This is a genomic window from Pseudomonas sp. 382 (genome assembly GCF_002759075.1).
In the GTDB taxonomy this organism is placed as follows: domain Bacteria; phylum Pseudomonadota; class Gammaproteobacteria; order Pseudomonadales; family Pseudomonadaceae; genus Aquipseudomonas; species Aquipseudomonas vlassakiae.
Genome location: NZ_PEMX01000009.1, coordinates 34128 through 60079, shown reverse-complemented (window position 1 = coordinate 60079; position 25952 = coordinate 34128). Strand labels below are relative to the sequence as shown.

21 protein-coding genes and 1 tRNA gene are annotated in these 25952 nt (G+C 62.1%); 6 read left to right on the top strand and 16 right to left on the bottom strand.

Annotated elements, in window-relative coordinates; all coding sequences use genetic code 11:
- The first annotated feature begins 50 nt into the window (after nt 1-50).
- Complete coding sequence (locus tag CQW31_RS12745; RefSeq protein WP_099814611.1) at nt 51-1037, top strand: asparaginase; 987 nt, start codon at nt 51-53, stop codon at nt 1035-1037.
- A gap of 10 nt (nt 1038-1047) precedes the next feature.
- On the opposite strand, the gene CQW31_RS12740 is transcribed toward CQW31_RS12745, so the two are convergent.
- The 7 genes from CQW31_RS12740 to fdnG form a co-directional block, all read right to left on the bottom strand.
- Nucleotides 1048-1143 (bottom strand) — tRNA-Sec (locus CQW31_RS12740).
- Nucleotides 1144-1149: 6 nt separating this feature from the next.
- Nucleotides 1150-3072 (bottom strand): selenocysteine-specific translation elongation factor, encoded by a 1923-nt coding sequence (selB, locus tag CQW31_RS12735; RefSeq protein ID WP_099814610.1) that lies wholly within the window; start codon nt 3070-3072, stop codon nt 1150-1152.
- Nucleotides 3069-4496 (bottom strand): L-seryl-tRNA(Sec) selenium transferase, encoded by a 1428-nt coding sequence (gene selA, locus CQW31_RS12730; protein ID WP_054886531.1) that lies wholly within the window; start codon nt 4494-4496, stop codon nt 3069-3071. The genes selB and selA overlap by 4 nt, the downstream gene beginning before the upstream one ends.
- Before the next feature lie 155 nt (nt 4497-4651).
- Entirely contained in the window at nt 4652-5578 is a 927-nt protein-coding gene (gene fdhE / locus CQW31_RS12725) for a formate dehydrogenase accessory protein FdhE (protein WP_099814609.1), read from the bottom strand.
- A 4-nt stretch (nt 5579-5582) separates the two neighbouring features.
- Nucleotides 5583-6239: a formate dehydrogenase subunit gamma gene (locus CQW31_RS12720; protein WP_054886529.1), complete on the bottom strand. Its 657-nt coding sequence runs from the start codon at nt 6237-6239 to the stop codon at nt 5583-5585.
- Entirely contained in the window at nt 6236-7186 is a 951-nt protein-coding gene (gene fdxH / locus CQW31_RS12715; RefSeq protein WP_054886528.1) for a formate dehydrogenase subunit beta, read from the bottom strand. The genes CQW31_RS12720 and fdxH overlap by 4 nt, the downstream gene beginning before the upstream one ends.
- On the bottom strand, nt 7186-10254 hold the full coding sequence (fdnG, locus tag CQW31_RS12710) for a formate dehydrogenase-N subunit alpha (protein WP_143524216.1): 3069 nt from the start codon (nt 10252-10254) through the stop codon (nt 7186-7188). The genes fdxH and fdnG overlap by 1 nt, the downstream gene beginning before the upstream one ends.
- Before the next feature lie 593 nt (nt 10255-10847).
- Between fdnG and CQW31_RS12700 the strand changes: the two genes are divergently transcribed.
- Both CQW31_RS12700 and CQW31_RS12695 read left to right on the top strand, forming a co-directional pair.
- Entirely contained in the window at nt 10848-11117 is a 270-nt protein-coding gene (locus CQW31_RS12700) for a hypothetical protein (protein ID WP_099814608.1), read from the top strand.
- Nucleotides 11118-11121: 4 nt separating this feature from the next.
- Entirely contained in the window at nt 11122-11424 is a 303-nt protein-coding gene (locus CQW31_RS12695; RefSeq protein ID WP_099814607.1) for a DUF3077 domain-containing protein, read from the top strand.
- Between the two features lie 516 nt (nt 11425-11940).
- Here CQW31_RS12695 and CQW31_RS12685 read toward each other — a convergent pair.
- From CQW31_RS12685 to CQW31_RS12670, 4 genes are all read right to left on the bottom strand, one after another.
- The gene (locus tag CQW31_RS12685; RefSeq protein WP_178075567.1) at nt 11941-12810 is read right to left on the bottom strand and encodes a DMT family transporter; all 870 of its coding nucleotides are present in this window, start codon (nt 12808-12810) and stop codon (nt 11941-11943) included.
- A gap of 379 nt (nt 12811-13189) precedes the next feature.
- A complete protein-coding gene (locus CQW31_RS12680; protein WP_099814605.1) occupies nt 13190-13951 on the bottom strand; it encodes an SDR family NAD(P)-dependent oxidoreductase in 762 nt (253 codons plus the stop codon).
- A gap of 22 nt (nt 13952-13973) precedes the next feature.
- Nucleotides 13974-14759 (bottom strand): TSUP family transporter, encoded by a 786-nt coding sequence (locus CQW31_RS12675; protein ID WP_099814604.1) that lies wholly within the window; start codon nt 14757-14759, stop codon nt 13974-13976.
- Nucleotides 14760-14791: 32 nt separating this feature from the next.
- Complete coding sequence (locus CQW31_RS12670; protein ID WP_054886523.1) at nt 14792-15817, bottom strand: TauD/TfdA family dioxygenase; 1026 nt, start codon at nt 15815-15817, stop codon at nt 14792-14794.
- A gap of 425 nt (nt 15818-16242) precedes the next feature.
- Here CQW31_RS12670 and CQW31_RS12665 point away from each other — a divergent pair, with 425 nt between their 5' ends.
- Together CQW31_RS12665 and CQW31_RS12660 are read left to right on the top strand one after the other, a co-directional pair.
- Nucleotides 16243-17643: a PLP-dependent aminotransferase family protein gene (locus CQW31_RS12665; protein ID WP_099814603.1), complete on the top strand. Its 1401-nt coding sequence runs from the start codon at nt 16243-16245 to the stop codon at nt 17641-17643.
- Between the two features lie 112 nt (nt 17644-17755).
- The gene (locus tag CQW31_RS12660) at nt 17756-18241 is read left to right on the top strand and encodes a heme-binding protein (RefSeq protein ID WP_099814602.1); all 486 of its coding nucleotides are present in this window, start codon (nt 17756-17758) and stop codon (nt 18239-18241) included.
- Between the two features lie 67 nt (nt 18242-18308).
- Here the strand turns inward: CQW31_RS12660 and CQW31_RS12655 are convergent, their stop codons facing one another.
- Complete coding sequence (locus CQW31_RS12655; protein WP_085677073.1) at nt 18309-18851, bottom strand: single-stranded DNA-binding protein; 543 nt, start codon at nt 18849-18851, stop codon at nt 18309-18311.
- A gap of 9 nt (nt 18852-18860) precedes the next feature.
- Complete coding sequence (locus CQW31_RS12650; RefSeq protein WP_099814601.1) at nt 18861-20255, bottom strand: MFS transporter; 1395 nt, start codon at nt 20253-20255, stop codon at nt 18861-18863.
- A gap of 129 nt (nt 20256-20384) precedes the next feature.
- On the opposite strand from CQW31_RS12650, the gene uvrA reads away from it, so the two are divergent.
- On the top strand, nt 20385-23219 hold the full coding sequence (gene uvrA / locus CQW31_RS12645; RefSeq protein ID WP_178075566.1) for an excinuclease ABC subunit UvrA: 2835 nt from the start codon (nt 20385-20387) through the stop codon (nt 23217-23219).
- A 72-nt stretch (nt 23220-23291) separates the two neighbouring features.
- On the opposite strand, the gene bfr is transcribed toward uvrA, so the two are convergent.
- The 3 genes from bfr to rplQ all read right to left on the bottom strand — a co-directional run bounded on the left by bfr (nt 23292) and on the right by rplQ (nt 25918).
- Nucleotides 23292-23756 carry a bacterioferritin gene (gene bfr, locus CQW31_RS12640; RefSeq protein WP_016715322.1) on the bottom strand — a complete coding sequence of 155 codons (465 nt, stop codon included), beginning with the start codon at nt 23754-23756 and terminating at the stop codon, nt 23292-23294.
- A 163-nt stretch (nt 23757-23919) separates the two neighbouring features.
- Entirely contained in the window at nt 23920-25359 is a 1440-nt protein-coding gene (locus CQW31_RS12635; RefSeq protein ID WP_099814599.1) for a catalase, read from the bottom strand.
- A gap of 172 nt (nt 25360-25531) precedes the next feature.
- Nucleotides 25532-25918: a 50S ribosomal protein L17 gene (rplQ, locus tag CQW31_RS12630; RefSeq protein WP_003255451.1), complete on the bottom strand. Its 387-nt coding sequence runs from the start codon at nt 25916-25918 to the stop codon at nt 25532-25534.
- Nucleotides 25919-25952: the final 34 nt, after the last annotated feature.

Here is a 25952-nt window from a genome sequence, read left to right as displayed (position 1 = left end):
CCGTCCGTGGGCGGCTGCTTCACCTCCGCTCACCGCTACGGATGCTTTCCATGCGTGCTGTCAAGAATCTTCTCGTGCTCTACACCGGTGGCACCATCGGCATGCTCGAAACCGCCGAAGGCCTTGCGCCGGCTGGCGGCTTCGACGCGCGGATGCGCGAACACCTGGCCCAGTTGACCGACGCGCCCCAGGTGCAATGGACACTGCAGGAAATGAACCCGCTGCTCGATAGCGCCAACATGCAGCAGCACAACTGGCTGGCGATGCGCGATGCCATCGTCTCGGCGGTGGACGCCGGCCATGACGGTGTGCTGCTGCTGCACGGTACCGACAGCCTGGCCTATAGCGCCGCAGCGCTGTCGTTCCTGTTGCTGGGCCTGCCGGTGCCGGTACTGCTGACCGGCTCGATGTTGCCGGCTGGCGCGCCGGGCAGCGATGCCTGGGGCAACCTGTGCGGGGCCTTGCGCCTGCTCGAACAGGGCCTGGAGGCTGGCGTGCAGCTGTACTTCCATGGCCAGCTGCTGCATGGCTGCCGGGCTTCGAAGCTGCGCAGCGAGGCCTTCGACGCCTTCGCTGCACTGCCGCGCCACCGTGGAGGCGAGCGTGCCGCCGAATTGCCTGCCGCCCTGAACTATCGCCAGCAGCGTCAGCCAGTCAACCTGGCGGTGATGCCGGTGTACCCGGGCCTGCAAGCCGGGCATCTGAAGGGCTTGCTCGACAGCGGCGTGCAAGGGTTACTGCTGGAATGCTATGGCAGTGGCACCGGCCCGTCGGATGATCAGGCGCTGCTGGAAGTGCTGCGTGCAGCGCGCCAGCGTGGTGTGCTGCTGGCAGCCATCAGCCAGTGCCCCGAAGGTTCGGTCGTGTTCGATACCTATGCGGCAGGCAACCGCCTGCGCGCGGCTGGACTGGTCAGCGCTGGCGGCATGACCCGCGAAGCGGCGCTGGGCAAGATGTTTGCGCTACTGGGTGCGGGGCTGGATGTAGACGCGGTGGAGCAATGGTTCGCGCTGGACCTTTGCGGCGAGCGGGCCTGAAAGCGGAAAATGGCGGAAGGCAGCGGGAGTCGAACCTGCCCGGGAACGGCTGCCGTCCCCAACCGGGTTTGAAGCCCGGCCGCGCCACCGGGCGCGATTGCCTTCCTTGAACTCAGTGCCTGGCCTGCTGCTGGGCCAGGGCACTGTCGGCGCGGATGTAGCGCTGGTCAGCCACCCGACGGGTCAGCCCGATACGGTCGAAGTATTCGAGAATCTGCACACTGCGCTTGCGACCGATGCCCAACATATCGCGAAACGCAGCAACCTGCACTACTGGCGTGTCGTTAGCCTGCCGCAGCAGCAGCTCTGCCATGCGCCTTAGCGTTACCTCAGGATAGAACAGGTCGCGCACCACCTGATGTACCAGGCCCAGCCGGGCCAGCTTGCGCAGCAACAGGCGCACATCCGCCTCCGCGCAATGTTCTTCGGTGGCCAGCGTCCGGACCCAAGGTGGGTCATATTCCCCTGCGAGCAACTTCGGCTGCAGCCGCTCCCATAGCGCGCTGTCGACGGCGCTCAACTGCACCTTGTGATCAGGCAAATGCAGCCACGGACCGCTGCTGGCGATCATTTCGTCATTGAGCAGCTCATCGAGCAAGCTGACAAACGCCGGGCGCTCAAGCGGCAAGGCAGCGAAGCGGCGCAGGCGGTCGCGGTCCGGGCCGAGCTGGTCAGGCTCCTGCTCATGGAAGCGCGCCAGTTGCTCCAGCACCTGCTGCCTCAGCGCTTGCCATTGGCCTTGGGCAAACAGCAGCGGGCCTTGGCGCGTGGCTACCACCAACACATCATTGGGCAACAGCCAGGTATCGCGCTGGCGATTGAACTGGCGCTCCAGGCGCTGCGGGTCGAGCCCCCCAAGCGCACTGGCGAGCAAGGCCGGCAGTGCCTCCTCCAGGCCATCGGCATCACGCAGCACCTGCAGTTGGCGCAGGCGTTGTTCACTGCGGCGCTGCCGACTGGGCGCGAACGGGTCGAGCACCTTGCCGCCGCCCAGGGTGCGCTGGGCACGCTGGTCGCGCAGCACCAGGCGGTCTCCATGTACCGCCTGCAACGGTGCGTTGAGCAGCAGCTGGGCAAACATGCGCTGGCCAGCGGCCAAGGTTTCACCTTCGAGCAAGGCCACCCGTGCCGTCACATCCTGAGTACCAAGGTGCACATGTACCGCACTGAAATGCTCGAACAGGCGGGTTTCACCGGGAAGCAGGCAAAGTTCGATATCGACTCGCAAGCTGGGCGCATGCAGCCATTCCGGCACCAGCCAGTCGCCTCGGTGCACATGCTCTACCGCGAGGCGCTCGGCGCTAATGTTCAACGCCACCCGCTGGCCGGCCTCGGCTACCAACGCCACCTGGTTCTGCGCGTGCAAGCCACGCACCCGTACCGGCTTGCCGGCCTTGCCCAGCAGCAACGTGTCGCCGGCACTGACACGCCCGGCCAGTGCCGTGCCGGTCACCACCACCCCGGCGCCGGTCACGGCGAAGGCGCGATCGACGGCCAGGCGAAAGCCCCCGCGTGCGCTGCGCTGACGCACCCGCACCTCGGCCTCTAGCAAGGCCCGACGCAACACCTCGATACCCTGCCCGGTGATGCTCGACACGGGGAACTGCCGTGCCTTGGCATAAGGCCCCGCTGCCAGCAACTCCCTGATCTGCGCCTGCACCTCTGCCAAACGAGCGGGTTCGACCCGGTCACATTTGCTGATCACCACCAGCGCCTGGGGAATCCCCAGCAGCTCGATGATCGCCAGGTGCTCACGGGTCTGTGGCATCACCCCATCGTCGGCGGCCACCACCAGCAGCACCAGGTCGATGCCATGGGCGCCGGCCAGCATGTTGTGGATGAACCGCTCATGGCCCGGCACATCGATGAAGCCGGTCAAGGCAGCCCCCTCGGCCAGCGCCGCGTAGCGGTAGCCGAGGTCGATGGTCATGCCACGCGCGCGCTCTTCCTGGCGTTGGTCCCCGGCCTGGCCGGTAAGGGCCTGAAGCAGCGCAGTCTTGCCGTGGTCGATGTGGCCGGCGGTGCCGACGATCATTGCACGGGCCCAAGTTGCAGGGCCGGCAACTGCGCCAGCCATTGGGCTTCATCGTCGAGCTGGCGCAGGTCGAGCCACAGGGCGTCGCCAGCGATGCGCCCAAGCACCGGTACCGGCAGGTCGCGCAAGGCACGCTCCAGCACATGCAGGCTGCGCCCGCGCAGCTTCTTCGACACCAGCGGGCGCAGGCACAGCGCCGCACTGGGCAGCCGCGCCACTGGCTGGCTACCGCTGCCGATCATGCCCAGCGCCGGCTCGACGCCGACTTGCCATTGCTCACCAAGGTGCGCCTTGAGCTCGGGAGCCAGGCGTTCGGCCTGGGCCTGGATCTCGGCCTGGCCGCGGGTCAGCAGGCGCAGGCTCGGCAAGCGTTCGGCCAGGCGGTCGGGGTTGCGGTATAGCGCCAGCACCGCCTCGAGTGCGGCGAGGGTGATCTTGTCGACCCGCAGTGCGCGCTTGAGCGGGTTCTTCTTGATCCTGGCGATCAGGGCTTTGCTACCGACGATGATCCCGGCCTGGGGGCCGCCCAGCAGCTTGTCGCCACTGAACGTGACGATATCGGCGCCATCGGCCAAGGCCTGGCGCACCGTCGGTTCGGCGGGCAGGCCCCAGCGCGTGAGGTCAAGCAGGCTGCCGCTACCGAGGTCTTCGAGCAGTGGCAAGTCATGCTGGTGAGCGATACGCGCCAGGTCGGCAGTCGGTACCTGATGGGTGAAGCCCTGAATGCTGTAGTTGCTGCAGTGCACGCGCATCAGCAGGCTGGTGCGCGGGCCGATGGCGGCTTCATAGTCACGGGCGTGGGTGCGGTTGGTGGTGCCGACTTCGTGAAGCTTCACCCCGGCTCTTGCCATGATGTCGGGAATGCGGAAGGCACCGCCAATCTCGATCAGTTCGCCCCGGCTGATGATGCCTTCCTTGCGCGCGCCCAGGCTGTTGAGCGCCAGCAGCACGGCGGCGGCATTGTTGTTGACCACGGTGACGGCCTCGGCGCCGGTCAGCTCGCGAATCAGGCCTTCGATCAGGTCATCACGGTCGCCGCGCTTGCCGGTGGCCAGGTCGAACTCCAGGTTGAGGGGATAGCGGGCGGCGGTCTGCATGGCCTCGATGGCCTCCTCGGGCAGCAGCGCGCGACCCAGGTTGGTGTGCAGCACGGTGCCGGTGAGGTTGAACACGCGGCGGACCTGGCTGCGTTGCTGGATCGAGAGGCGTTCGCCAGCACGACCGAGGAGGATTTCAGGGGCCAGTTCGGCACTGCTGAGTTCGCCGTTGCGGGCAGGGTCACGCAGGTCGTCGAGCAGCTGGCGCAAGGTGCTCAGGACGGCGTCGCGGCCGTGACGGTCGATCAGCGGGAGGCAGGCCGGGTGGCGCAGGAGGGTATCGATGGAGGGCAGGCGCAGGGTGTCGCTGGCTAGGCTGGAGGGCATGCAGAGTACTACCTTGGACGGGTCCGTTGTCTTTGATGGCCTCTTCGCGGGTAAACCCGCTCCCACAGGTATAGCGCCAACCTTCAGAAGTGCGCTGTAACTGTGGGAGCGGGTTTACCCGCGAAGCAGGCAACTCGGTATTACAGTGTAGACACTCAGCCACTACCCGGCGCGAGCATCAGGTTGGGTGCCAGGCGATGGAAGCCCTCCTCGTCCAGCCTGATATCCAGCGCCAGGCTGGCCAGGTCATCAGCCAGTGGCTCGGCCGCCGCATCGTTTTCCAGATAATGCTGCTTCAGGTAGCTGGAGCATTCCGGGCAGCATTCGGCCCGTAGCGGCGCCTTGCCCGGCGCATGGCGATCGTCTTCGAGACTGGTGTAACGCAAGTCCTTGCTCGATTCGCAATAGACGCACTTGACCCGCACCACATGCCACTCACAGGCACACAACGAACATGCCAGGTAACGCAGGCCGTTGTGCTTGCCACGGTTGCGCACCACCCCGGCCATTGCCGGCGAACCGCAGGCCGGGCACTGCGCCAGGCTACCGGCGGGCTTCAGTTCCGGTGCTGGCAGGGCCAGCAACCAGCTCGACCAGGCTGCCTGCAAGGCGGCGCCAATGAACGGTACCAACGCCGCCGGCAGCGCATCGTACTGGCCGGCCAGCAAGGCGATCCCCCAGCTCTTGCGCTGGCTGTCGTCACTGTCGCGCAGGGCCTGTAGCGCTTCGCCCAGCGCGCCACTGGCCTCGCTATCGAAGTGCAAGAGCAAGGCCTGCAACCAGACCAGCCACGACCCCTCCCGTACCAGACCGTCGGCTGCCAACGGCGGCAGCCCATGACTTATGCACAGGCGATGACGCTCCTCGGCCACCGGCAAACTACCGGGAGGGTTATCCACAAGCTGCTGCTGGACGCGGCATAGTTGAGCGATCAGCAGCAGGTAATCGCCAAGGGCATTACCCTCAGCCAAGTGCTCCAGGCGCGCTGCGCGCAGTGCAAACAGATTGGCAGGCGGCAGGTGCAGAAACGGCGGCATCACTGCCGACGCTTCGATCTGCCCCGGTTCGAGTATCGTGCTCAAGCGCTCATCCTTCTTTCCGTCCGTGATTGCCCGGCGTCTTGTCGCCGGTCACTTCGCGGTACCACAACTCATGGTGCTTGCGTGCCCAGGCGCGGCTGACCCCGCCATGCAGCATGGCGCCGATCGAGCCCTTGATCCAGATACCGGCGTAGATGTGCACGATAATGCTGAGGATCAGCACGAACGCCGCCAGCGCATGGGCTAGCGCCGACAGGCGAATGACCTCGATACCGAACAGCTGGCTGAAATACGCGCGCCAGATCACTACGCCGCTGAGCAACAACACCAGCATGCACACCAGCAGGGTCCAGAACAGCAGCTTCTGCCCGGCGTTGTACTTGCCGATCGGTGGCACTCCCTCCTCCTGGTTCAGCATCACCCGGTCCACGCGGCGCAGCCACAGGCGGTCGTTGGCGGTGATGAAGTTGGCGCGCCAGAAACGGAACACCAAGCCGAGGAAGAACACGAACATCGCCACGCCCAGGAAGGGGTGCAGAATGCGCGTCCATGGTCCGCCGCCAAACAGATGGCTGAGCCAGAACAGTGCTGGATGGAACAGCGCCAGCCCGGAAAGACCTGCCGTCATGAACAGGATGGCGACGATCCAGTGGTTGGTCCGCTCATTGGCGTTGTAGCGCAGGATGGGTTTGTCGTCGTTCATGGCCGCTGCTCCCCTTGCCCACCGGGCTTGGTCGGGTCATAGACATGCACCGCAGGGTCCACCTGATGCACGCTGTTGTCCGGTGGCACCGGGTGTTCGTCCTCCTCGACCCGCTGTGGCCCCACCCGCACGTAGTGGAAGAACCCGGCCAGCACCGCCGCGCCCATGGCCAACAGCGCCAGCGGTTTTGTGAAGCCCTTCCACAAGCCCACCAGCGGGCTGATCACCGGTTGGTCCGGCAGGCCGGCGTACAGCTTCGGTGTGTCGGCGTGGTGCAGCACATACATCACGTGGGTGCCGCCGACACCGTCCGGGTCGTACAGCCCGGCCTGCTCGAAGCCGCGGGACTTGAGGTCGACGATACGCTCGGCGGCATGCACCTTCATCTCCTCCTTGGTACCGAACACGATCGCCCCGGTCGGGCAGGTCTTCACACAGGCCGGCTCCAGGCCCACGGTCACGCGGTCGGAACACAGGGTGCACTTGTACGCCTTGTGATCCTTCTGCGAGATGCGCGGGATGTTGAACGGGCAGCCGGTGATGCAGTAGCCGCAGCCGATGCAGTGGTCCTGGTTGAAGTCGACGATGCCGTTGGCGTGCTTGATGATCGCGCCCGGGCTTGGGCAGGCCTTCAGGCAGCCCGGCTCGGCGCAGTGCATGCAGCCGTCCTTGCGAATCAGCCACTCCAGGTTGCCGTCGTCGCGCTCGTGCTCGGTGAAGCGCATCAGGGTCCAGGTTTCAGCGGTGAGGTCCTGGGGATTGTCATAGGTGCCGTGGTTGTGGCCGACCTCGTCACGCAGTTCGTTCCATTCCGAGCACGCCACCTGGCAGGCCTTGCAACCGATGCACTTGGTGGTGTCGATCAGTTTGGCGACCTCGTCCAGCTGGCGTACCGAAGGCGGAACGGTGGTGGTGGCCGAGCGGGCGATGATGTCTTGGCTGGCCATCAGAGTTTCTCCACTTTGACGAGGAACGACTTGGACTCTGGCGTCTGGGTGTTGCCGTCACCGAGGAACGGCACCAAGGTGTTGGTCAGGTAGCCATGCCGCGTGGTCCCGGTGAAGCCCCAGTGCAGCGGTATGCCGATCTGGTGCACCGTCTGGTTGTTGACCTGCAGCGGGCGAATCCGCTTGGTCACCACCGCCACCGCATCGATGTGACCACGCTTGCTCGACACCCGCACCCGGTCACCGGCCTTGATGCCTTTTTCGTTGGCCAGCACCTCGCCGATCTCGACGAACTGCTCGGGCTGGGCGATGGCATTGAGGCGGCAGTGCTTGCTCCAGAAGTGGAAGTGCTCGGTCAACCGGTAAGTGGTCGCCGCATATGGAAACTCTTCGTGCTTGCCAAGGGTGTCCCACACGGAATCGAAGATCCGCCCGGCCGGGTTGCTGGTGGCCTTCTTGTTCTGCGGGTGCAGCGGGTTGATGCCAATCGGCGTCTCGAACGGCTCGTAGTGCTCGGGGAACGGGCCCTCGGCCATCTTGTCGATGGCGAAGAACCGCGCCACACCTTCGGGGTTCATGATGAACGGGTTCATCCCTGCCTCAGGTGGCGAGTCGACCTTGAAGTCGGGTACGTCGGTGCCGGTCCAGGCCTTGCCGTTCCACCACACCAGGCGCTTCTTCTCTGGGTCCCACGGCTTGCCTTGGGGGTCGCTGGACGCGCGGTTGTAGAGGATGCGGCGATTGGCCGGCCAGGCCCAGGCCCAGTTCTGCACCTGGTGCATGCCGTACGGGTCGCTGTTGTCGCGGCGGGCCATCTGGTTGCCTTGCTCGGTCCAGCAGCCGGCGAAAATCCAGCAGCCGGAGGCGGTACTGCCGTCATCCTTGAGCTGGCCGAAGCCGGACAGTTGCTGGCCAGCCTTGATGACTGCGCCGGTCGGGTCGGTGACATCGGCCACTGCCCAGCCGTTCATCTCCTTGGCCAGCTCCTCGGGTGATGGCTCTGCGGGGATCTTGTACGGCCAGTGAATGTTCATCATGGCGTCTGGATAGGCCCCGCCCTCGGCCTGGTAACGCTGGCGCAGGCGAATGAACAACTCGCTCATGATCTGCACGTCGGTGCGGGTCTCGCCCGGGCCGTCGGCGCCCTTCCAGTGCCACTGCAGCCAGCGGCTGCTGTTGACCAGCGAGCCATCCTCCTCGGCGAAACAGGTGGTGGGCAGGCGGATCACCTCGGTCTGGATATTGGCCGTGTCGACATCGTTGAACGGCCCAGCATTGCGCCAGAACTCCGAGGTTTCGGTGGCCAGCGGATCCATGATCACCAGCCACTTGAGCTTGCCGAGCGCCGCGGTGACGCGATTCTTGTCCGGCAGCGCGGCGATCGGGTTGAAGCCCTGGCACATGTAGCCATTGACCTTGCCCTGGCTCATCATTTCGAACATGCGCAGCACGTCGTACGCCGGCACATCGAGCTTGGGTAGCCAGTCATAGCCCCAGTTGTTTTCGGCCGTCGCGTTCGGCCCGTACCAGGCCTTCATCAGGCTGACGTGGAACTTGCCGTAGTTCTGCCAGTACGACAGCTGCCCCGGGCGCAGCGGTTTGGAAGCGCGCTTGTCGATATAGGCGGCGTAGTCCTGCTCGGCGTCGCCAGCCAGGGTCAGGTAGCCCGGCAATGAGTTGGACAGCAGGCCGAGGTCGGTCAGGCCCTGGATGTTGGAGTGCCCGCGCAGGGCGTTGACCCCGCCGCCCGGCATGCCGACGTTGCCCAGCAGCAGCTGGACCATGGCCGCACTGCGGATGATCTGCGCGCCGATGGAGTGCTGCGTCCAGCCGAGTGCGTAGAGGATCGTCATGGTCTTGCCCGGTACCGAGCAGGTGGCGATCTCTTCCCAGATCTTCATCATGGCGTCCTGCGGCATGCCGCAGGTCATGCTGGCCAGCTCCGGGGTGTAGCGGCTGTAGTGCTGCTTCATCAACTGGAACACGCAGCGCGGGTGCTGCAGGGTCGGGTCGACCTTGGCGAAGCCGTCCTCGCCCAGCTCATAGCCCCAGCCGGATTTGTCCGCATACACGCGCTTGGCCTCGTCGTAGCCGCTGAACAGCCCGTCCTCGAAGCCATAGGTCTCTTTGACGATGAACGACACGTCGGTGTAGTTGCGCACGTACTCGTGCTGGATCTTGTCATTGCTCAGCAGGTAGTTGATCAGCCCGCCCATGAAGGCGATGTCGGTACCGGTACGGATCGGCGCGTAGTAGTCCGCCACCGAAGCGGTACGGGTAAACCGCGGGTCGACCACGATCAGCCGCGCCTGGTTGTGCGCCTTGGCTTCGGTCACCCATTTGAAGCCGCATGGATGCGCTTCTGCTGCGTTGCCACCCATCACCAGGACCAGATTCGCGTTGGCGATATCGGACCAATGGTTGGTCATGGCGCCACGGCCGTACGTCGGGGCAAGACTTGCCACCGTCGGGCCATGTCAGACACGTGCCTGGTTATCGAACCCCAGCATGCCTGTTGCGCGGACGACCTTGTGGGTCAGGTAACCCGCCTCGCTGGAGGCGGCGGAGGCAGCGAGGAAACCGGTGGTGAGCCAGCGGTTTACCGTTTGCCCCTGGGCATTCTTCTCGATGAAGTTGGCGTCGCGGTCTTTCTTCATCAGGTCGGCGACGCGGTCGAGCGCCTCGTCCCAACTGACCCGCACCCACTCCTTGCTGCCCGGCTTGCGCACCTCGGGGTACTTGAGGCGGCTGGGGCTGTGGATAAAGTCGAGCAGCCCGGCACCTTTGGGGCACAGGGTGCCACGGTTGACCGGGTGATCGGCGTCGCCTTCGATGTGGATGATGTTCTGCTTGACGTTCTTGCCCGCATCGCCCTGGCTGTACATGATCAGGCCGCAGCCGACCGAGCAGTAGGGGCAGGTGTTGCGGGTTTCTTTCGTGTGCGCCAGCTTGAAGTGACGCACCTGCTCGGCGAAGGCCGGCGTAGGGGACATGCCCAACGCCGCCAGGCTCGAGCCTCCAAGGCCGACAGCGGCGACCTTGAAGAACTGCCGACGGTTGAGATCCATCGTGCACTCCTGATCAGGTTCGGACGCACGGAACATGGCCGGCGCCTCTTGGTAGTCACGGTGGCGGCTAATTGATGGCCGCCAATGGATAAGACTAGTCAAGAAACGAGAAGGTGCGATGACATGGGTCAGTGGTGTGCGGATTGATTGTGTCTGGGGGGGCGTTGGGGCTGCCGGGGATATCCCTCGAGCTCACAGGCGCCGCAAGGGTTGTGGCGAGCACCTGGTAGCCCTCACCCCATTCTGCTGACATCCACCCACGGCCAACCAGCCGTAAGACATTTCTGAATCTGCAACCAAATGCTTCAAGAATAAGATGCTTGGGAATTATCCTACGAGCGCTGCCGAAGTATCGCTGTTGTCGGGGAAATCCCTCAGGGATAGCCTTTTCGGGTCGCTCCGGCGACCGGGCATGAGAACCCGATAGATTAGCTAGCAGCGCCGTTATGGTGGCCGTACGTGGGCGGGCTTACGCCTGGCCGAGCCTTTGCTAGCTTCTCTCGGTTTTCTCACTCCCGCGTACGGCTGCCGCCTTCAATCCATGAGAAAGATTCAGGTGGTGGTTCCCTTTTTCAAGAAGCTGGAGCTGGACCATGAAGAAGCTCGTACCCGACCCACCCTACCGCAAGCCCATCCACACCCCTTTCTTCACCGTCAGATCCGACATGTGCCCTCCCGACGCCCTCGCCCACGCCAGCGAGCTGCTCCGCGGGGTCATCGAAACCATCGACGAACACTGCCGCGCACGAGCCGGTGAATCCGGCCTGAACATGCTGGGCAATGCCATGCATGCAAGTGAGATCGCCTATTCGCTGGTCGAACATGTGCACCCCCAACTCTATGGCCAGAAGACAGAGGGATGACGAAATGGCAGACGAACCCAAGGTCATCACCACCATCGGTGTAGAAACCTTCCTCGACGTTGGCAACCCGCCGCTCAATCTACTGCGAGTGCAGCCCGGCATCCCGATCGACGATGCCTACGAACAGGTCTCCATTTTGCTGGGCTATATCAAGCACCTGATACATGAAGGCGATGCGGAAGATGACCACAAGCTATTGGGAGCTGCGGAATACCTGTCGGTCTTGGCCAAGGCACTGATGGATGAAATAGAGATGACCAAGAACAGATTGCACTGCAGCTCAAAGCTTAGCTCAAGCATCCTATAGCGACCTTGTGTGGCGAAAGGCAGCATTCCCTTGTTCGCGCACTGGCGAAAATCTTGGGCCGCAATGCGGCCCTTTTCGCAGCATATGGAAGCTCCTACAACCCTCGAGCCGGCCCAACTGTACTCAATGAAAAATATTGAAGTCATCCTCTGCTATATGACGTATGTCGACATGCTCTCTGGCGTCATTCCCATCGATGCCAATTACCTTGTAGTGATCAAGCAGATACAACTCTCGGCTTAGCTGATTATCACCACGTACTTTTTTGGCCAAGGCCAAGAAAAGAACCCACACTGATAAGACAAGATGAGGGGCAATCTGCATGTACTGTATGAAACTCGGCCCAGAAAGACGGCTGAAATAAATAGTACTTCTTGCACGTGATTGCTATCCGATGCTTGCATGACCCACTCCTTTGAAGAAGTGGATGTTAAGCAATCTCAACAGCAAATAGTTGACAGTGTGACGATTAGCTAGACTCCTCACACATTTTGCTGACGTAACCCAGGAGAAATGTCACGCGTAAAGATGCAGAAGCACAGCCCCCAACAACACCAGACTAACCCCGCCAATCTGAAAGACCGACAGCCGCTCGCTATAAAAGAAGTACCCCAAGATAGCGGCAATGCCGCCCGACAGGGTGCTGATGACGGTGACGACGGAAACCGAGCCATTGAGCGCGCCCCAGGAAAACGCGGAGAACCCGCCCAGGTTGAAAAGACTGGCGCCGCATAGTGTGCCAAAGGTCTTCAACCTGATCGTCGCGTGATCCCGCAGTAACCTGAAGGCTTCAGGGATGAGAAACATGACCCCCACTGCATAGCCTAGCGCCAACATGTTCACCGGCCCCAGCACCGGCAAGGCGAACTTGCCCTGAATCCAGAAGCTGATGCCGTAAAGCATGGCCGCCAACAACGCAAACCCGACTGATATCGTGCTGATGGTCCTGCGCTCGAAATCACCTCCGTGATCACTGCGACTGGCTAGTAGAACGCCGAAGAAGCAAATGAGAATGCCGCTCACTTGCCAAGCTGACAGCGCATCACCACCCAGCCACGCCAACAGAGTAGTAAAAACGCCATATGAGGTGACCAAGGGGGCAACAACTGCTGTTTTGCCAACAGCAAAAGCCTTCGACAGCGCCAACGCTCCCACTACGGTACACAGAGAAGCTACTACCCCCACCCCTACTGTACGCCATGGCGCAGAAATAAATCTTTCCAACTGGCTGGCAGAAATGACGACAATTATCGTCATTAACAAAAGCCCCAGTAATTGCCCGAAAAACACCGCCCGCTTGACCCCAACCGCTCGTGCATTCACACCGACCAAAAAGTCCGTCGCCCCCCAGAATGCCGCTGCTAACAAGCCCATGAATACGTCCACAGTAAGGTTCCTTATTATTATTTAACCCTGCTTCCCCCCAGACAGTAATCGGGATCATGTCAAAAATCAAACACTCGACCAGGCCCAAACCTCACATCCCGACGCACCCTTACGTAACTGCCACCTCAGCAATTCAGTTAACAGAATTAGTCAATTCAGCTGAAACAACAATAAGCTTCAAAAGAGCAATATAGGATCCTTCTTACAAGATCATTCCTAAATGCCTACTCCAAAAAGTTGCTGCGACATTGGCGGACAACACTGTGGGCAAGGTAGCCGCCTCGCTGGAGGCGGCGGGATGTGCACTCCTGGATGTTTGAGGTGGCTGGGGCTGAGGACAATGCTGGATAGGCCCCAGTCGGGTCATTACATAACCCATTCAACACTGAGGCAGGTTTCGGGCCACATTGAGCGGCGCACTGCTCTGGGCCACCGGCATGATCTCGACGGTATTGATGTTCACATGCCCCGGTTGCTCGGCAATCCACGCCACTGTAGCGGCGATGTCCTCCGGCAAGATGGCCTCCACGTCACGATAGAGCGCTTGCACGGCATCCAGGTCGCCGTTCAGGCGCACCACCGAAAAGTCGGTGCCCGAGCACAATCCCGGTTCGATATTGCTCACCCGCACACGGGTGCCCGCCAGATCGGCGCGCAGGTTGAGGCTGAATTGGCGGACGAAGGCCTTGCTGGCGCCATACACGTTGCCGCCCGGGTACGGATAAGTGCCGGCAATGGACCCCATGTTGATGATCATCCCGCTGTCGGCCTCCACCATCTGCGGCAGGACCTTGTGGGTCACCATCGCCAGGCCGGTGACGTTGGTGTCGATCATCTGCTGCCAGTTCTCGCTGCTGCTGGCCTGGGCGCGGTCGACACCCAGCGCCAGCCCGGCATTGTTCACCAGCAGGTCGATTTGCAGCGAGGCGTCGCGGACTTGTTCGAACGCCGACTCGATCGACCGCGGATCGGTGACATCCAGCGCCAGCGCAATGAAATTGTCGCCCAGCTCGGCCTCCAGCACTTGCAGCTTGTCCATGCGCCGGGCGGCGCCGATCACACGGTAGCCCTTGCCGATCAGGGTGCGGCAGATGGCCCGGCCAAAGCCCGAAGAAGCGCCGGTGACGAATGCAGTTTTCATCAGTTATCTCCTTTGAAAGGGGTCAGGCCAGGTACTTCACGCCCAGGCTGGTAAACAGGCAGAGCATCGAGAACACCAACGCCTTGCGTACCACTTCATTGCCTTTGCGCAGGGCCAGGGCGCTGCCCAGGTGGTTGCCGAGGATGTTGCAGGCCACCAGCGGTAGCGCCAGCAGGTAGACGACCTTGCCCGCCATGACGAACGCCACCAGTGCGCCGATGTTGGAGGCGAAGTTGAAGGTCTTGGAGTTGGCGGAGCTGGAGACCAGGTCCATGCGCAGCAGGTAGTGGAACGCGATGATGAACATGCTGCCGGTGCCGGGGCCGAAGAAGCCGTCGTAGAAGCCGATGGCCAGGCAGGTCAGCGGAACCACGGTGAACAGCATGCGCGGCGACAGCTCGCGCTCCTCCACCGGGCGGTCCTTGGGGGTGAGGAAGATGAGGATGCCGAACGGGATCAGCGCCAGGATGATCTTGCCCACGGTTTCCTGGGGGATCGACACGATCAGGTGCGCGCCCAGGTAAGCCCCGAGCAATGAAAACGGCACACCGACCAGCGCCACCTGCCAGACCATCTTGCTGTTGGCCAGGAAGTTGCGGATGGCCGCGAGGGTGCCCAGGGTGCTCACCAGCTTCTCTTGCCCCAGGGCAACCTGCGGCGGCATGCCCACCAGCAGAAAGCCCGGCACCAGAAACAGCCCGCCACCCCCGGCGATGCTGTCGACAAAGCCTGCAACGAATGCGATGGCGCCCAGCATCAGGATCGCCAACAACCAGTGTTCCGCCCAGAAGGCGCCTAACAGTTCCATATCGGTACGTCCGTCGAGTCAGTAAAAGAGAATCAGGAGAGCACTTCGTAAAGGTGATCGGCCCGGGCGAAATGCACGCGGTTCAGGTCGTTGACCGCGAACAGCCGCAGCAGCCAGCGGTCGGCGCCATCGTTCTGTGGCTCGAAACCATCGCGGGCATGCAGCACACGCTGGTTCTTGAAGACCATGAAGTCGCCCGGCAGCAGCAGGTGGGGTTCGTCGAAGCGACGGGTTTCCAGCACGCTGCGCAGGCTGGCCAGTGCCTGCTCGGCCCGCAGGTTGAGGCCGTGGGTGTTTTCGCTGTCGAAACGGCACAACCATTCACCGGCATGGCCGCGCACCAGTACAGGGAGTTCGGCCGTGCAACGGCGGTTGCCGCTAAAGGAGTCGGGGCGGCGGATCTCGAACTGAGGCAGGCACAGTTCGCGTACGGTGGCCGCGGGCAGTGCCGCCACCACGGCATCGAGGCTCACCAGTGTGGTGCTGATGCGCGGGTCGCAGCGCATGCCGAAGAACGACAGGTATTCCGGGCAGCAGGACGTGTCGCCGAGCGGCTCGGATGACAGTGGCAGGTCCGGGTTGTCCACATGATAGGAGAAGCGCAGCTTCGAGCCATGGGAGCTCTTGTGGCTGGAAGAATGACGCGAAGGAATGACATGGCGGAACAGCCGACCATCGTTCTCACCCTCGTAGACCACCGGGTTGATCCCCATCAGGCTCTGCATGGTCAGGCTGACCAGGCAGGCAACCGGCGTGCTGCGCGGGCTGAGTACGCCCGAATAAGGTGTGGGTGGGATGTCACGGTCACGCGGGCAATTGCGCACGATCATGCTGGTCAGGTACGGGTCCGTGACAAAGCCACGGATCTGTTGGCAAAGCGCCTTGCCCAGCACGTCCTGGGCCTGGTCCTTGAGCTGTGGATAAAGCTCCTTGCTCGTCTCGAAGTCGAGCGGTGTGTTGTTCAGCAAGGTTTGCCAGGCGCTGGAGATGACCCAGGGCAGACGGATCTCCAGTGAGGCTTGTAGCTCGGCGCCTTGATGCAGGTGTGCACTTTCCATTTGCAGTGATATTCCATGTTGCTGGCTTGAGGCCAGTCGGTGTCGGCGGCAGATGTTTATGTTTTTGAAGCCGGTCACAGCGGGACGATGCAAGCGGCTGAAGCCGGCAAGAGGCCAGCGAATTGCATCGATGCAATCATTGTAATTACAAAAATAACGTCGATTCAATCCATTTTCCAAAAGGCGCAAACAGACAATTAAGTCGATTCAATCAACTTATTGATTTCAAAAGGTTTCTGGAGGGCGTGGCGAAACGGCGCTGGATGCAGACCGGATTTATTTCGATCAAGGCCTCGATTTAAGGTCGTCGACCGACTGATCGATGCGATTCAATCAAGGTAATTTACACGTAAGAAAACACAATTACTTCCATCAGACCTTTCGTGCTAGGCTTCCGCGTTCTCGCAGATTCTGGTGCCATTTCTATGTGGGTTCCTCATTACAGCGACCTGGCGCAGCCGGTCTACCTGATGATCGCCGACGCCCTGGAGCAGGACATCGGCAGCGGCCGGCTGGTGGCTGGCGAACGCTTGCCAACCCTCAAGGACCTGGCCGAGTCACTGGACGTGACACCCGGCACCATTGGCCGAGCCTATGACGAAGCCGCCAAGCGTGGCCTGGTGGTGGGTGAGGTCGGGCGCGGGACTTTCGTGCTGCCGCAACGCCAGGCGCAGCCCCCTGCCCCGCCTGCGCCTGCACGGCCCAGCCCCAGCAGCGCCGAGCGCGAGAGCGGGCAGATCGACCTGTCGATCATCAAGCCCAATGACGCCCACATGACCGATTGGCTGCGCGGCGCCATCAACGAACTGGCCCAGTCGCCCGACCTGGCCCAGGTGCTGGACTATGTCACCGAGGGCGGCCATGCGACCCACAAGCAGGCTGGAGCGGCCTGGATCCAGCGCTGGCTGCCCGAAGCCCGCTGGCAGCAGGTGGTGCTGACGTCGGGCGCCCAGCATGGCTTGCTAGTAGCCATCAGCAGCCTGTCGAAGAGCGACGACGTGGTGCTGTGCGAATCGTTCTGCTACCCAGGCATCATCTCCCTGGCCCACAGCATGGGGCGTCGCCTGCGAGGCGTGGCCATGGACGAATTCGGGCTGATTCCCGAGGCGCTGCGTGCGGCATGCCTGGAACATCGCCCCTCGCTGCTGGTGTGCGTCACCACGCACCAGAACCCGACCAACTCGATCATGCCCCATGCGCGGCGCGAGGCCATCGCCCAGATCGCTCGCGAGTTCGACCTGTTCATCGTCGATGATGACATCTATGGTTTTCTCGAACCCGCCCCGGACTACAAGCCGCTTGCTGCGTATGCCCCTGAGCGGTCGGTGTACCTCACCAGCCTGTCCAAGAGCGTGCTGCCGGCACTGCGTATCGGCTACCTGTATGCCCCGCCGCAAACCCTCTCGCGGCTATCATCGATGGTACGCAGCAGTGTCTGGATGCCATCGCCATTGATGGCGCAACTGGCCAGCAACCTGATCAACAGCGGCATGGCCGATCAGCTGGTGCAGGTGCAGCAGGAGCAAGCAGCTGCGCGTCAGCACATGGCGCGAGAAATCCTGGGCAAGTACAGGATCCGCAGCCAGCCCAACAGCTTCCATATCTGGTTGGAGTTGCCCGAGCCCTGGACCAGCGACGAGTTCGCCAACCTGGCGCGCAACAATGGCGTCACGGTGGTCAGCGGCAGCCAGTTCCTGCCCGAGCGCAACCATGCCACCTGTGGCGTGCGCATTGCCTTGATGTCTCCCAGCCGCCAGGAGCTGGGCTTTGCCCTGACCAAACTGGCGAGCCTGCTGGATTCACCGGAGCCGCGGTTGTTCTATTGAGCGGCATGCTGCACCGCTCTGCCTCCCGCTCGGCACTTTCGGAAAAGGACTACATCAGATTCGCTTGAAACTGACTAGGTTGAGGCAAACTCCGACAAAGGGATCTGTCCTCATGAATTTCAAGACGTTCTGCCTGAGTGTACTCGTCGCCGGCTCAGGCACCATTGCCCCAAGTGCTGCAGCCGCCTCGGGTGAAAATCCTTCGCCACTCACGTCACTACAAGCGCGAAAAATGACCGCGGCCGCCGAACGAGCGGCCACTGCCCAGGGCTATGCGATCGTCATCAGCATCATCGACAACCATGGCAACCTGAAACACTTCCACCGCATGGACGGCACCAGCAGCGGCAGCATCAAGGTAGCGCAACTCAAGGCTTCGACCTCTGCCCGCTTCCCCTTGTCTTCACGCGCACTTGGCGAACGCAGCTCCGCACACCCGGCCAACCCCTATGCATCATTACCGGGGTTCACGTTGCTGGAAGGAGGCCTGCCGATCATGGACAAGAACGGCATGCATATCGGCGGTATTGGCATCAGTGGTGCCACGCCGGAGCTGGATGCACAGTTTGCTCAGGCGGCGCTGGATAGCGATGCCTGAACAGGCATAAAAAAACCCAAGGCAACTGCCCTGGGTTTCTGTTCCAGCTAGACGCCTTGCCGCTCGATCAGAACGGAATATCGTCATCGAAGCTGTCAAAGTCAGCCGCCGGCTGCGGCGCAGGCTGCTGCGGCGCCGGGCGCTGTTGCTGCTGCGGGCGCTGAGCCTGCTGGCGTGGCGGAGCCTGGTTGTACTGTTGCTGCTGGCCGCCACCGTAGTTGCCGCCACCCTGGTTGTACGGGTCACCGCCCTGCTGCTGGCCCTGCGGACGACCGCCGAGCAGCTGCATGGTGCCGTTGATGTCGACGATGATCTCGGTGGTGTAGCGCTTGATGCCGTCCTTTTCCCACTCGCGGGTCTGCAGCTTGCCTTCGATGTAGCACTGCGAACCTTTGCGCAGGTACTCGCCGGCGATTTCGGCAACCTTGCCGAACAGCGACACACGGTGCCACTCGGTACGCTCGACCTTCTGGCCCGACTGCTTGTCGGTCCACTGCTCGCTGGTGGCCAGGCTCAGGTTGGTCACGGCGTTACCGTTGGGCAGGTAGCGGACTTCGGGATCCTGGCCACAGGTGCCGACCAGAATGACTTTGTTAACCCCACGGGCCATAACGTTCTCCTAGGCTTCGCACGCCGATGAGGCTGGATTCACCAGTCGCTCGAGGGTCGCACGGTCCAAAATTTTCGTATCCAGTTTGATATAGATGGCGGCTTCATCTGCCACCACCACGGCGTCGGTCACACCCGGCACGGCCATCAGGCGCTCGGTCAAGCCGGCTTCCCGAACGGCCTCTGGCGTCAGCGGCATGCGCAGGCTGGTCACATAGGGCGGCTCGTTCATGCGCAAGGCGACGACCAACCAGATGGCACACAGGATTGCGCAACCAAGGAACACCATGTTCAGCCCGCCGTGCTGGAACAGCCAGCCACCGAGGATGCCTCCCAGGGCAGCGCCGAGGAACTGGCTGGTGGAATACACCCCCATCGCCGTCCCCTTGCCACCAGCAGGCGACACCTTGCTCACCAGCGAAGGCAACGAGGCCTCCAGCAGGTTGAATGCGGTAAAGAATACCACGGTGCCAATCACCAGTCCGCGCAAACCGTCAGCCCACTGCCAGAAGAACACTTCCGTCAGCAGCAGGACACTGACCGCACCAGCCAGGACGCGTTTCATCTTGCGCTTTTTTTCGCCGTAGATGATGAACGGGATCATTGCAAAAAATGAGATCAGCAGCGCGGTCAGGTACACCCACCAGTGCTGCTCCTTGGGCAGATCTCCGCGTTCGACGAAGGCCAGGGGCAGCGCGACGAAGCTGGCCATGAGGATGGCGTGGAGGATGAAAATGCCTGCATCCAGGCGCAGAAGGTCCGGATGACGCAGGGTCGGGCCAAGGGCCTGGCGCGCCACACCCGACTCGCGGTGCTGCAATGTGCTGTGGGTATTGGGCACGACGAAGGCGATCAGCAGGATACCAACCAGGGCAAGTCCTGCAGTGGCCAGGAACAATCCTGACAAGCCGAAGTGACTTGTCAGCAATGGGCCTGTGACCATGGCGACGGCAAACGACAGGCCGATGCTCATGCCGATCATCGCCATCGCCTTGGTCCGGTGCTGCTCGCGGGTCAGGTCCGAGAGCAAGGCCATGACCGCCGCGGAAATCGCCCCGGCCCCCTGCAGGATACGCCCGGCGATCACCCCCCAGATGGAGTCTGCCTGAGCCGCCAGCAGGCTACCCAGGGCAAACACCACCAGCCCCAGGTAAATGACTGGTCGGCGGCCAATGCGGTCGGAAATCATCCCGAACGGGATCTGCAATACCGCCTGGGTCAGGCCATAGGCGCCTATGGCCAGGCCGATCAGCGCAGGGGTAGCGCCGGCCAGGTCCATGCCGTAGGTGGCCAGCACCGGCAAGACCATGAACATGCCCAGCATACGAAAGGCAAAGACCAGGGCCAGGCCGCCAGCAGCGCGGGTTTCGCCGCTGCTCATGCGCTCGTTGTGGGTGTCGTGCATGGATAAACCTCGTGTGAACCGGCGGCGATTCTATCAGTCCGACAGCTTGACGGCATCTACGCGACGCTTTGCCGCGTACTGGCAGCGCGCCGTATACTTCCTTGTTTATGCCCGCCGAGCGAGGCCGCAGTGGACAAGATCCTGATTCGTGGGGCACGTACCCACAACCTGAAGAACATCGACCTGACCCTGCCGCGGGACAAGCTTATCGTGATCACCGGCCTGTCCGGATCCGGCAAGTCGTCCCTGGCGTTCGACACACTCTACGCCGAAGGCCAGCGCCGCTACGTGGAATCGCTGTCGGCCTATGCCCGGCAATTCCTGTCGATGATGGAAAAGCCCGACGTCGACACCATCGAAGGCCTGTCGCCGGCGATTTCCATCGAGCAGAAGTCGACATCGCACAACCCAAGGTCAACGGTCGGCACCATCACCGAGATCTACGACTACCTGCGCCTGCTGTACGCCCGCGTCGGTACGCCGCGCTGCCCGGACCACGACATCCCTCTGGAAGCGCAAACGATCAGCCAGATGGTCGACCTGGTACTGGAGCGCCCGGAAGGCAGCAAGCTGATGCTGCTGGCGCCGGTCGTGCGCGAGCGCAAGGGTGAGCACCTGGCGGTATTCGACGAGTTGCGCGCCCAAGGCTTCGTGCGTGCACGGGTCAACGGCAAGCTCCATGAGCTGGACGAACTGCCGAAGCTGGACAAGCAGAAGAAGCACAGCATCGACGTGGTAGTGGACCGTTTCAAGGTCCGCGCCGACCTGCAACAGCGCCTGGCCGAATCGTTCGAAACCGCGCTGAAGCTCGCTGACGGCATCGCCTTGGTAGCGCCCATGGACGACGAGCCCGGCGAAGAGATGATCTTCTCCGCGCGCTTCGCCTGCCCGGTGTGCGGCCACGCGATCAGCGAGCTGGAGCCGAAGCTGTTCTCCTTCAACAACCCGGCCGGTGCCTGCCCGACCTGCGACGGCCTCGGGGTGAAGCAGTTCTTCGATACCAAGCGCCTGGTCAACAGCGAGCTGACCCTGGCCGAAGGCGCGATTCGCGGCTGGGACCGGCGCAACGTGTATTACTTCCAGATGCTCGGCTCGCTGGCAGCGCATTATGGCTTCAGCCTGGAAGAGCCGTTCGGTGAACTGTCCGCCGAGCACCAGAAGGTGATCCTTCAAGGCAGCGGCAAGCAGAGCGTCGACTTCAAGTACCTCAACGACCGCGGCGATATCGTCAAGCGCTCGCACCCGTTCGAAGGCATCGTGCCGAACCTCGAGCGCCGCTACCGCGAAACCGAGTCGGCCACCGTGCGTGAAGAGCTGGCCAAGTTCCTCGGCACCCAGCCCTGCCCGGACTGTCGCGGCACCCGCCTGCGCCGCGAAGCCCGCCACGTGTGGGTTGGCGAGAAAACCCTGCCAGCGGTGACCAACCTGCCGATCGGTGAGGCCAGCAGCTATTTCGGTGACCTGAGCCTGACCGGCCGGCGCGGCGAAATCGCGGCAAAGATCCTCAAGGAGATTTGCGAGCGCCTGCAGTTCCTGGTCAACGTCGGCCTCGACTACCTGACCCTCGACCGCAGTGCCGATACGCTGTCTGGCGGTGAGGCCCAGCGTATCCGCCTGGCCAGCCAGATTGGTGCCGGCCTGGTCGGGGTCATGTACATCCTCGACGAACCGTCCATCGGCCTTCATCAACGGGACAACGACCGCCTGCTGGCCACCCTCAACCACCTGCGCGACCTGGGCAACACGGTGATCGTGGTTGAACACGACGAGGACGCCATACGTCTGGCCGACTACGTGGTGGACATCGGCCCAGGTGCCGGCGTGCACGGTGGCCAGATCGTCGCTGAGGGCTCGCCACAGGAGGTCATGGACCACCCTGACTCGCTGACCGGCAAGTACCTGTCCGGGCGCAAGAAGATCGTCGTGCCCGCCAAGCGCACCCCGCGCGACAAGAAACTGCAGCTAAAGCTCAAGGGCGCACGTGGCAACAACCTGCAGAACGTCGATCTGGAAATCCCGATCGGCCTGCTGACCTGCGTGACCGGCGTATCCGGCTCGGGCAAGTCGACGTTGATCAACAACACGCTGTTCCCCCTCGCGGCCACCGCCCTGAACGGCGCGAGCACCCTGGAACCTGCCCCGCACACCAGCATGGATGGCCTGCAGCACCTGGACAAGGTCGTGGATATCGACCAGAGCCCGATCGGCCGCACACCGCGCTCGAACCCGGCTACCTACACCGGTATCTTCACGCCGATTCGCGAGCTGTTCTCCGGCGTACCGGAATCGCGCTCGCGCGGCTACGGTCCGGGGCGCTTCTCGTTCAACGTCAAGGGTGGCCGTTGCGAGGCCTGCCAGGGGGATGGCCTTATCAAGGTCGAGATGCACTTCCTGCCGGACATCTACGTGCCCTGCGACGTTTGCAAGAGCAAGCGCTACAACCGCGAAACCCTGGAGATCAAGTACAAGGGCAAGAACATCCACGAAGTGCTGGAAATGACCATCGAGGATGCCCGTGCGTTCTTCGATGCGGTACCAGCGTTGGCGCGCAAGCTGCAAACGCTGATGGACGTGGGGCTTTCGTACATCAAGCTGGGGCAATCGGCGACCACCCTGTCCGGTGGCGAGGCACAACGTGTGAAGCTCTCTCGCGAGTTGTCCAAGCGTGACACCGGCAAGACCCTCTACATCCTCGACGAGCCGACCACCGGCCTGCACTTCGCCGACATCCAGCAGCTGCTGGACGTTCTGCATCGCCTGCGTGACCACGGCAACACCGTGGTAGTGATCGAGCACAACCTGGATGTGATCAAGACTGCCGACTGGCTGGTGGACCTGGGGCCGGAGGGTGGTTCCAAGGGCGGGCAGATCATCGCCTGCGGGACGCCTGAGGAGCTGACCAAGATGAAGCAGTCTTATACCGGGCACTACCTCAAGCCGCTGCTGGAGCGTGACCGGGCCTGACGGTTGGCGCTGGCGTGAAAAAGCCCCTGGTACCGTTGGTGCCAGGGGCTTTTTCATGACGCTGTGGATAACTTACATCTGCGACTGCAGGTAATTCTCCAGGCCGATGGCCTTGATCAGACCCTGCTGCTTCTCCAGCCAGTAGGTGTGATCTTCTTCGGTATCAGCCAACTGCGCGCGCAGGATGTCGCGGCTGATGTAGTCCTTGTGCAGTTCGCACAACTCGATGCCTTTGCACAGAGCGCCACGCACCTTGTACTCGAGCTTGAGGTCGGCCTCGATCATTTCCGGCACGGTGCTGCCCACTTCGAGATCATCCGCGCGCATGTCCGGAGTGCCTTCGAGCATGAGGATACGACGCATCAGGGCATCAGCGTGCTGCGTCTCTTCTTCCATCTCGTGGTTGATACGCTCGTAGAGCTTGGTCAGGCCCCAGTCTTCGTACATGCGCGAGTGGATGAAGTACTGATCGCGAGCGGCCAGTTCGCCCTTCAGCAACGTGACGAGATAGTTGATAACGTCCGGGTGACCTTGCATCGCCCTGCTTCTCCCTGTGAAAACGACTAATGCACATAGTGTGAACCAGCTTTTGCGCGCGGTCACTGAAAAATGCGCAATTAGAAGCAAAAAATCGGTTAAACAGTAGTGATATTCATTGAAAAACCGCCCAAATGAGGGCGGTTCTTCTTATCACTTCGACTTAGGCGAGATTCACCCCCAATGCCTTGGCGATGCCTTCGCCGTAGGCCGGGTCAGCCTTGTAGAAGTACTGCAACTGGCGCTGAATCACATCTTCGCTGACGCCCGCCATGGCGCCGGCGATATTACTGATCAGCAGCGCCTTCTGCTCGTCACTCATCAGGCGGAACAGCGCGCCGGCGTGGCTGTAGTAATCGTTGTCCTCGCGGTGATTGTGACGGTCCGCCGCACCGCTGAGAGCCAGTGCGGGTTCGGCGTAGCGTGGCGACTGCTTTGGCGCATCAGCGTGGCTGTTGGGCTCGTAGTTCGGCGCACTGCCGTAACTGCCCATGGCCATCGAACCATCGCGCTGGTAGCTGTTCACCGGGCTACGTGGGGCGTTCACCGGCAGTTGCTGGTGGTTGGTACCCACACGGTAGCGGTGTGCATCGGCGTAAGCGAATACGCGGCCCTGCAGCATGCGGTCTGGCGACAAGCCTACACCCGGGACCATGTTGCTCGGGCCGAATGCCGCCTGCTCCACTTCGGCGAAATAGTTGAGCGGGTTGCGGTTGAGCTCCAGCACACCGACTTCGATCAGCGGGTAGTCTTTTTGCGACCAGGTCTTGGTCACATCGAACGGGTTCTCGTCGCGGTTGGCCGCCTCGGCCTCGCTCATCACCTGGATGCACACGGTCCAGCGCGGGAAGTCACCACGCTCGATAGCCTCGAACAGGTCACGCTGGGCGTAGTCCGGGTCGGTACCGGCCAGGCGCGCTGCATCGGCCGGAGTCAGGTTCTTGATACCTTGCTGAGTCTTGAAGTGCCACTTGACCCAAGTGCGCTCGCCTTGGCCATTGACCAGGCTGTAGGTGTGGCTGCCAAACCCGTGCATATGCCGGTAACCGTCTGGAATGCCGCGGTCGGAGAACAGGATCGTGACCTGGTGCAGGGCCTCGGGCGAATGCGACCAGAAGTCCCACATCATCTGGGCGTTCTTCAGGTTGGTTTGCGGGTGGCGCTTCTGGGTGTGGATAAAATCCGGGAACTTGAGCGGATCTCGGATGAAGAACACCGGGGTGTTGTTGCCCACGATGTCCCAGTTGCCTTCCTCGGTGTAGAACTTGACCGCAAAGCCACGCGGATCGCGCTCGGTATCTGCCGAGCCACGCTCGCCACCAACCGTCGAGAAGCGCAGGAAGGTCTCGGTCTGCTTGCCAATCTGTTCGAACAGCTTGGCACTGGTGTACGAGGTGATATCGCGGGTGACGGTGAAGGTACCGTAGGCACCCGAGCCTTTCGCATGCACACGACGCTCAGGGATGTTCTCGCGGTTGAAGTGGGCAAGCTTTTCGATCAGGTGGAAGTCGTCGAGCAGCAGCGGGCCACGCGGGCCGGCGGAGCGGGAATTCTGGTTGTCGGCTACAGGTGCACCGCTGGCGGTGGTGAGAAGTTTGCTCATGGGCTCTCCTTATCGGTCTTCGAGTGCCGGCTAAACGGCTTGGGAAGAAGTATCGATGAGCGGTCACCTCAGAACAAATTCATTACATGAGTTACATCAATAGAAATAAACAATACCTGCAAGAACAAAAAACCGGGCACTAGGCCCGGTTCTTTGTAGCAGACAGAACGTCTTACTCAGCAGCTTCTACAGCACCGCCGACCGGACGATCAACCAGCTCGACGTACGCCATAGGCGCGTTGTCGCCAGCGCGGAAACCGCACTTCAGGATGCGCAGGTAGCCGCCCTGACGGGTGGCGTAACGCTTGCCCAGGTCGTTGAACAGTTTGCCAACAGCGGACTTCGAACGGGTACGATCGAAGGCCAGACGACGGTTAGCAACGCTGTCTTCCTTGGCCAGGGTGATCAGCGGCTCGGCAACGCGGCGCAGTTCCTTGGCTTTCGGCAGGGTGGTTTTGATCAGCTCGTGCTCGATCAACGACACTGCCATGTTCTGGAACATAGCCTTGCGGTGAGAGCTGGTACGGCTCAGGTGACGTCCACTTTTACGATGACGCATGATTCATTCCTTACCAAACACTACGTTCGGTGAT

Coding starts and splice junctions, on each gene's coding strand:
- rplQ (WP_003255451.1), bottom strand. CDS start 25,918: ATGCGTCATCGTAAAAGTGGACGTCACCTGAGCCGTACCAGCTCTCAC.
- CQW31_RS12695 (WP_099814607.1), top strand. CDS start 11,122: ATGGCAGACGAACCCAAGGTCATCACCACCATCGGTGTAGAAACCTTC.
- CQW31_RS12665 (WP_099814603.1), top strand. CDS start 16,243: ATGTGGGTTCCTCATTACAGCGACCTGGCGCAGCCGGTCTACCTGATG.
- CQW31_RS12660 (WP_099814602.1), top strand. CDS start 17,756: ATGAATTTCAAGACGTTCTGCCTGAGTGTACTCGTCGCCGGCTCAGGC.
- bfr (WP_016715322.1), bottom strand. CDS start 23,756: ATGCAAGGTCACCCGGACGTTATCAACTATCTCGTCACGTTGCTGAAG.
- CQW31_RS12700 (WP_099814608.1), top strand. CDS start 10,848: ATGAAGAAGCTCGTACCCGACCCACCCTACCGCAAGCCCATCCACACC.
- CQW31_RS12675 (WP_099814604.1), bottom strand. CDS start 14,759: ATGGAACTGTTAGGCGCCTTCTGGGCGGAACACTGGTTGTTGGCGATC.
- CQW31_RS12745 (WP_099814611.1), top strand. CDS start 51: ATGCGTGCTGTCAAGAATCTTCTCGTGCTCTACACCGGTGGCACCATC.
- CQW31_RS12680 (WP_099814605.1), bottom strand. CDS start 13,951: ATGAAAACTGCATTCGTCACCGGCGCTTCTTCGGGCTTTGGCCGGGCC.
- CQW31_RS12655 (WP_085677073.1), bottom strand. CDS start 18,851: ATGGCCCGTGGGGTTAACAAAGTCATTCTGGTCGGCACCTGTGGCCAG.
- selA (WP_054886531.1), bottom strand. CDS start 4,496: ATGCCCTCCAGCCTAGCCAGCGACACCCTGCGCCTGCCCTCCATCGAT.
- CQW31_RS12650 (WP_099814601.1), bottom strand. CDS start 20,255: ATGCACGACACCCACAACGAGCGCATGAGCAGCGGCGAAACCCGCGCT.
- CQW31_RS12720 (WP_054886529.1), bottom strand. CDS start 6,239: ATGAACGACGACAAACCCATCCTGCGCTACAACGCCAATGAGCGGACC.
- CQW31_RS12670 (WP_054886523.1), bottom strand. CDS start 15,817: ATGGAAAGTGCACACCTGCATCAAGGCGCCGAGCTACAAGCCTCACTG.
- fdxH (WP_054886528.1), bottom strand. CDS start 7,186: ATGGCCAGCCAAGACATCATCGCCCGCTCGGCCACCACCACCGTTCCG.
- CQW31_RS12635 (WP_099814599.1), bottom strand. CDS start 25,359: ATGAGCAAACTTCTCACCACCGCCAGCGGTGCACCTGTAGCCGACAAC.
- selB (WP_099814610.1), bottom strand. CDS start 3,072: ATGATCGTCGGCACCGCCGGCCACATCGACCACGGCAAGACTGCGCTG.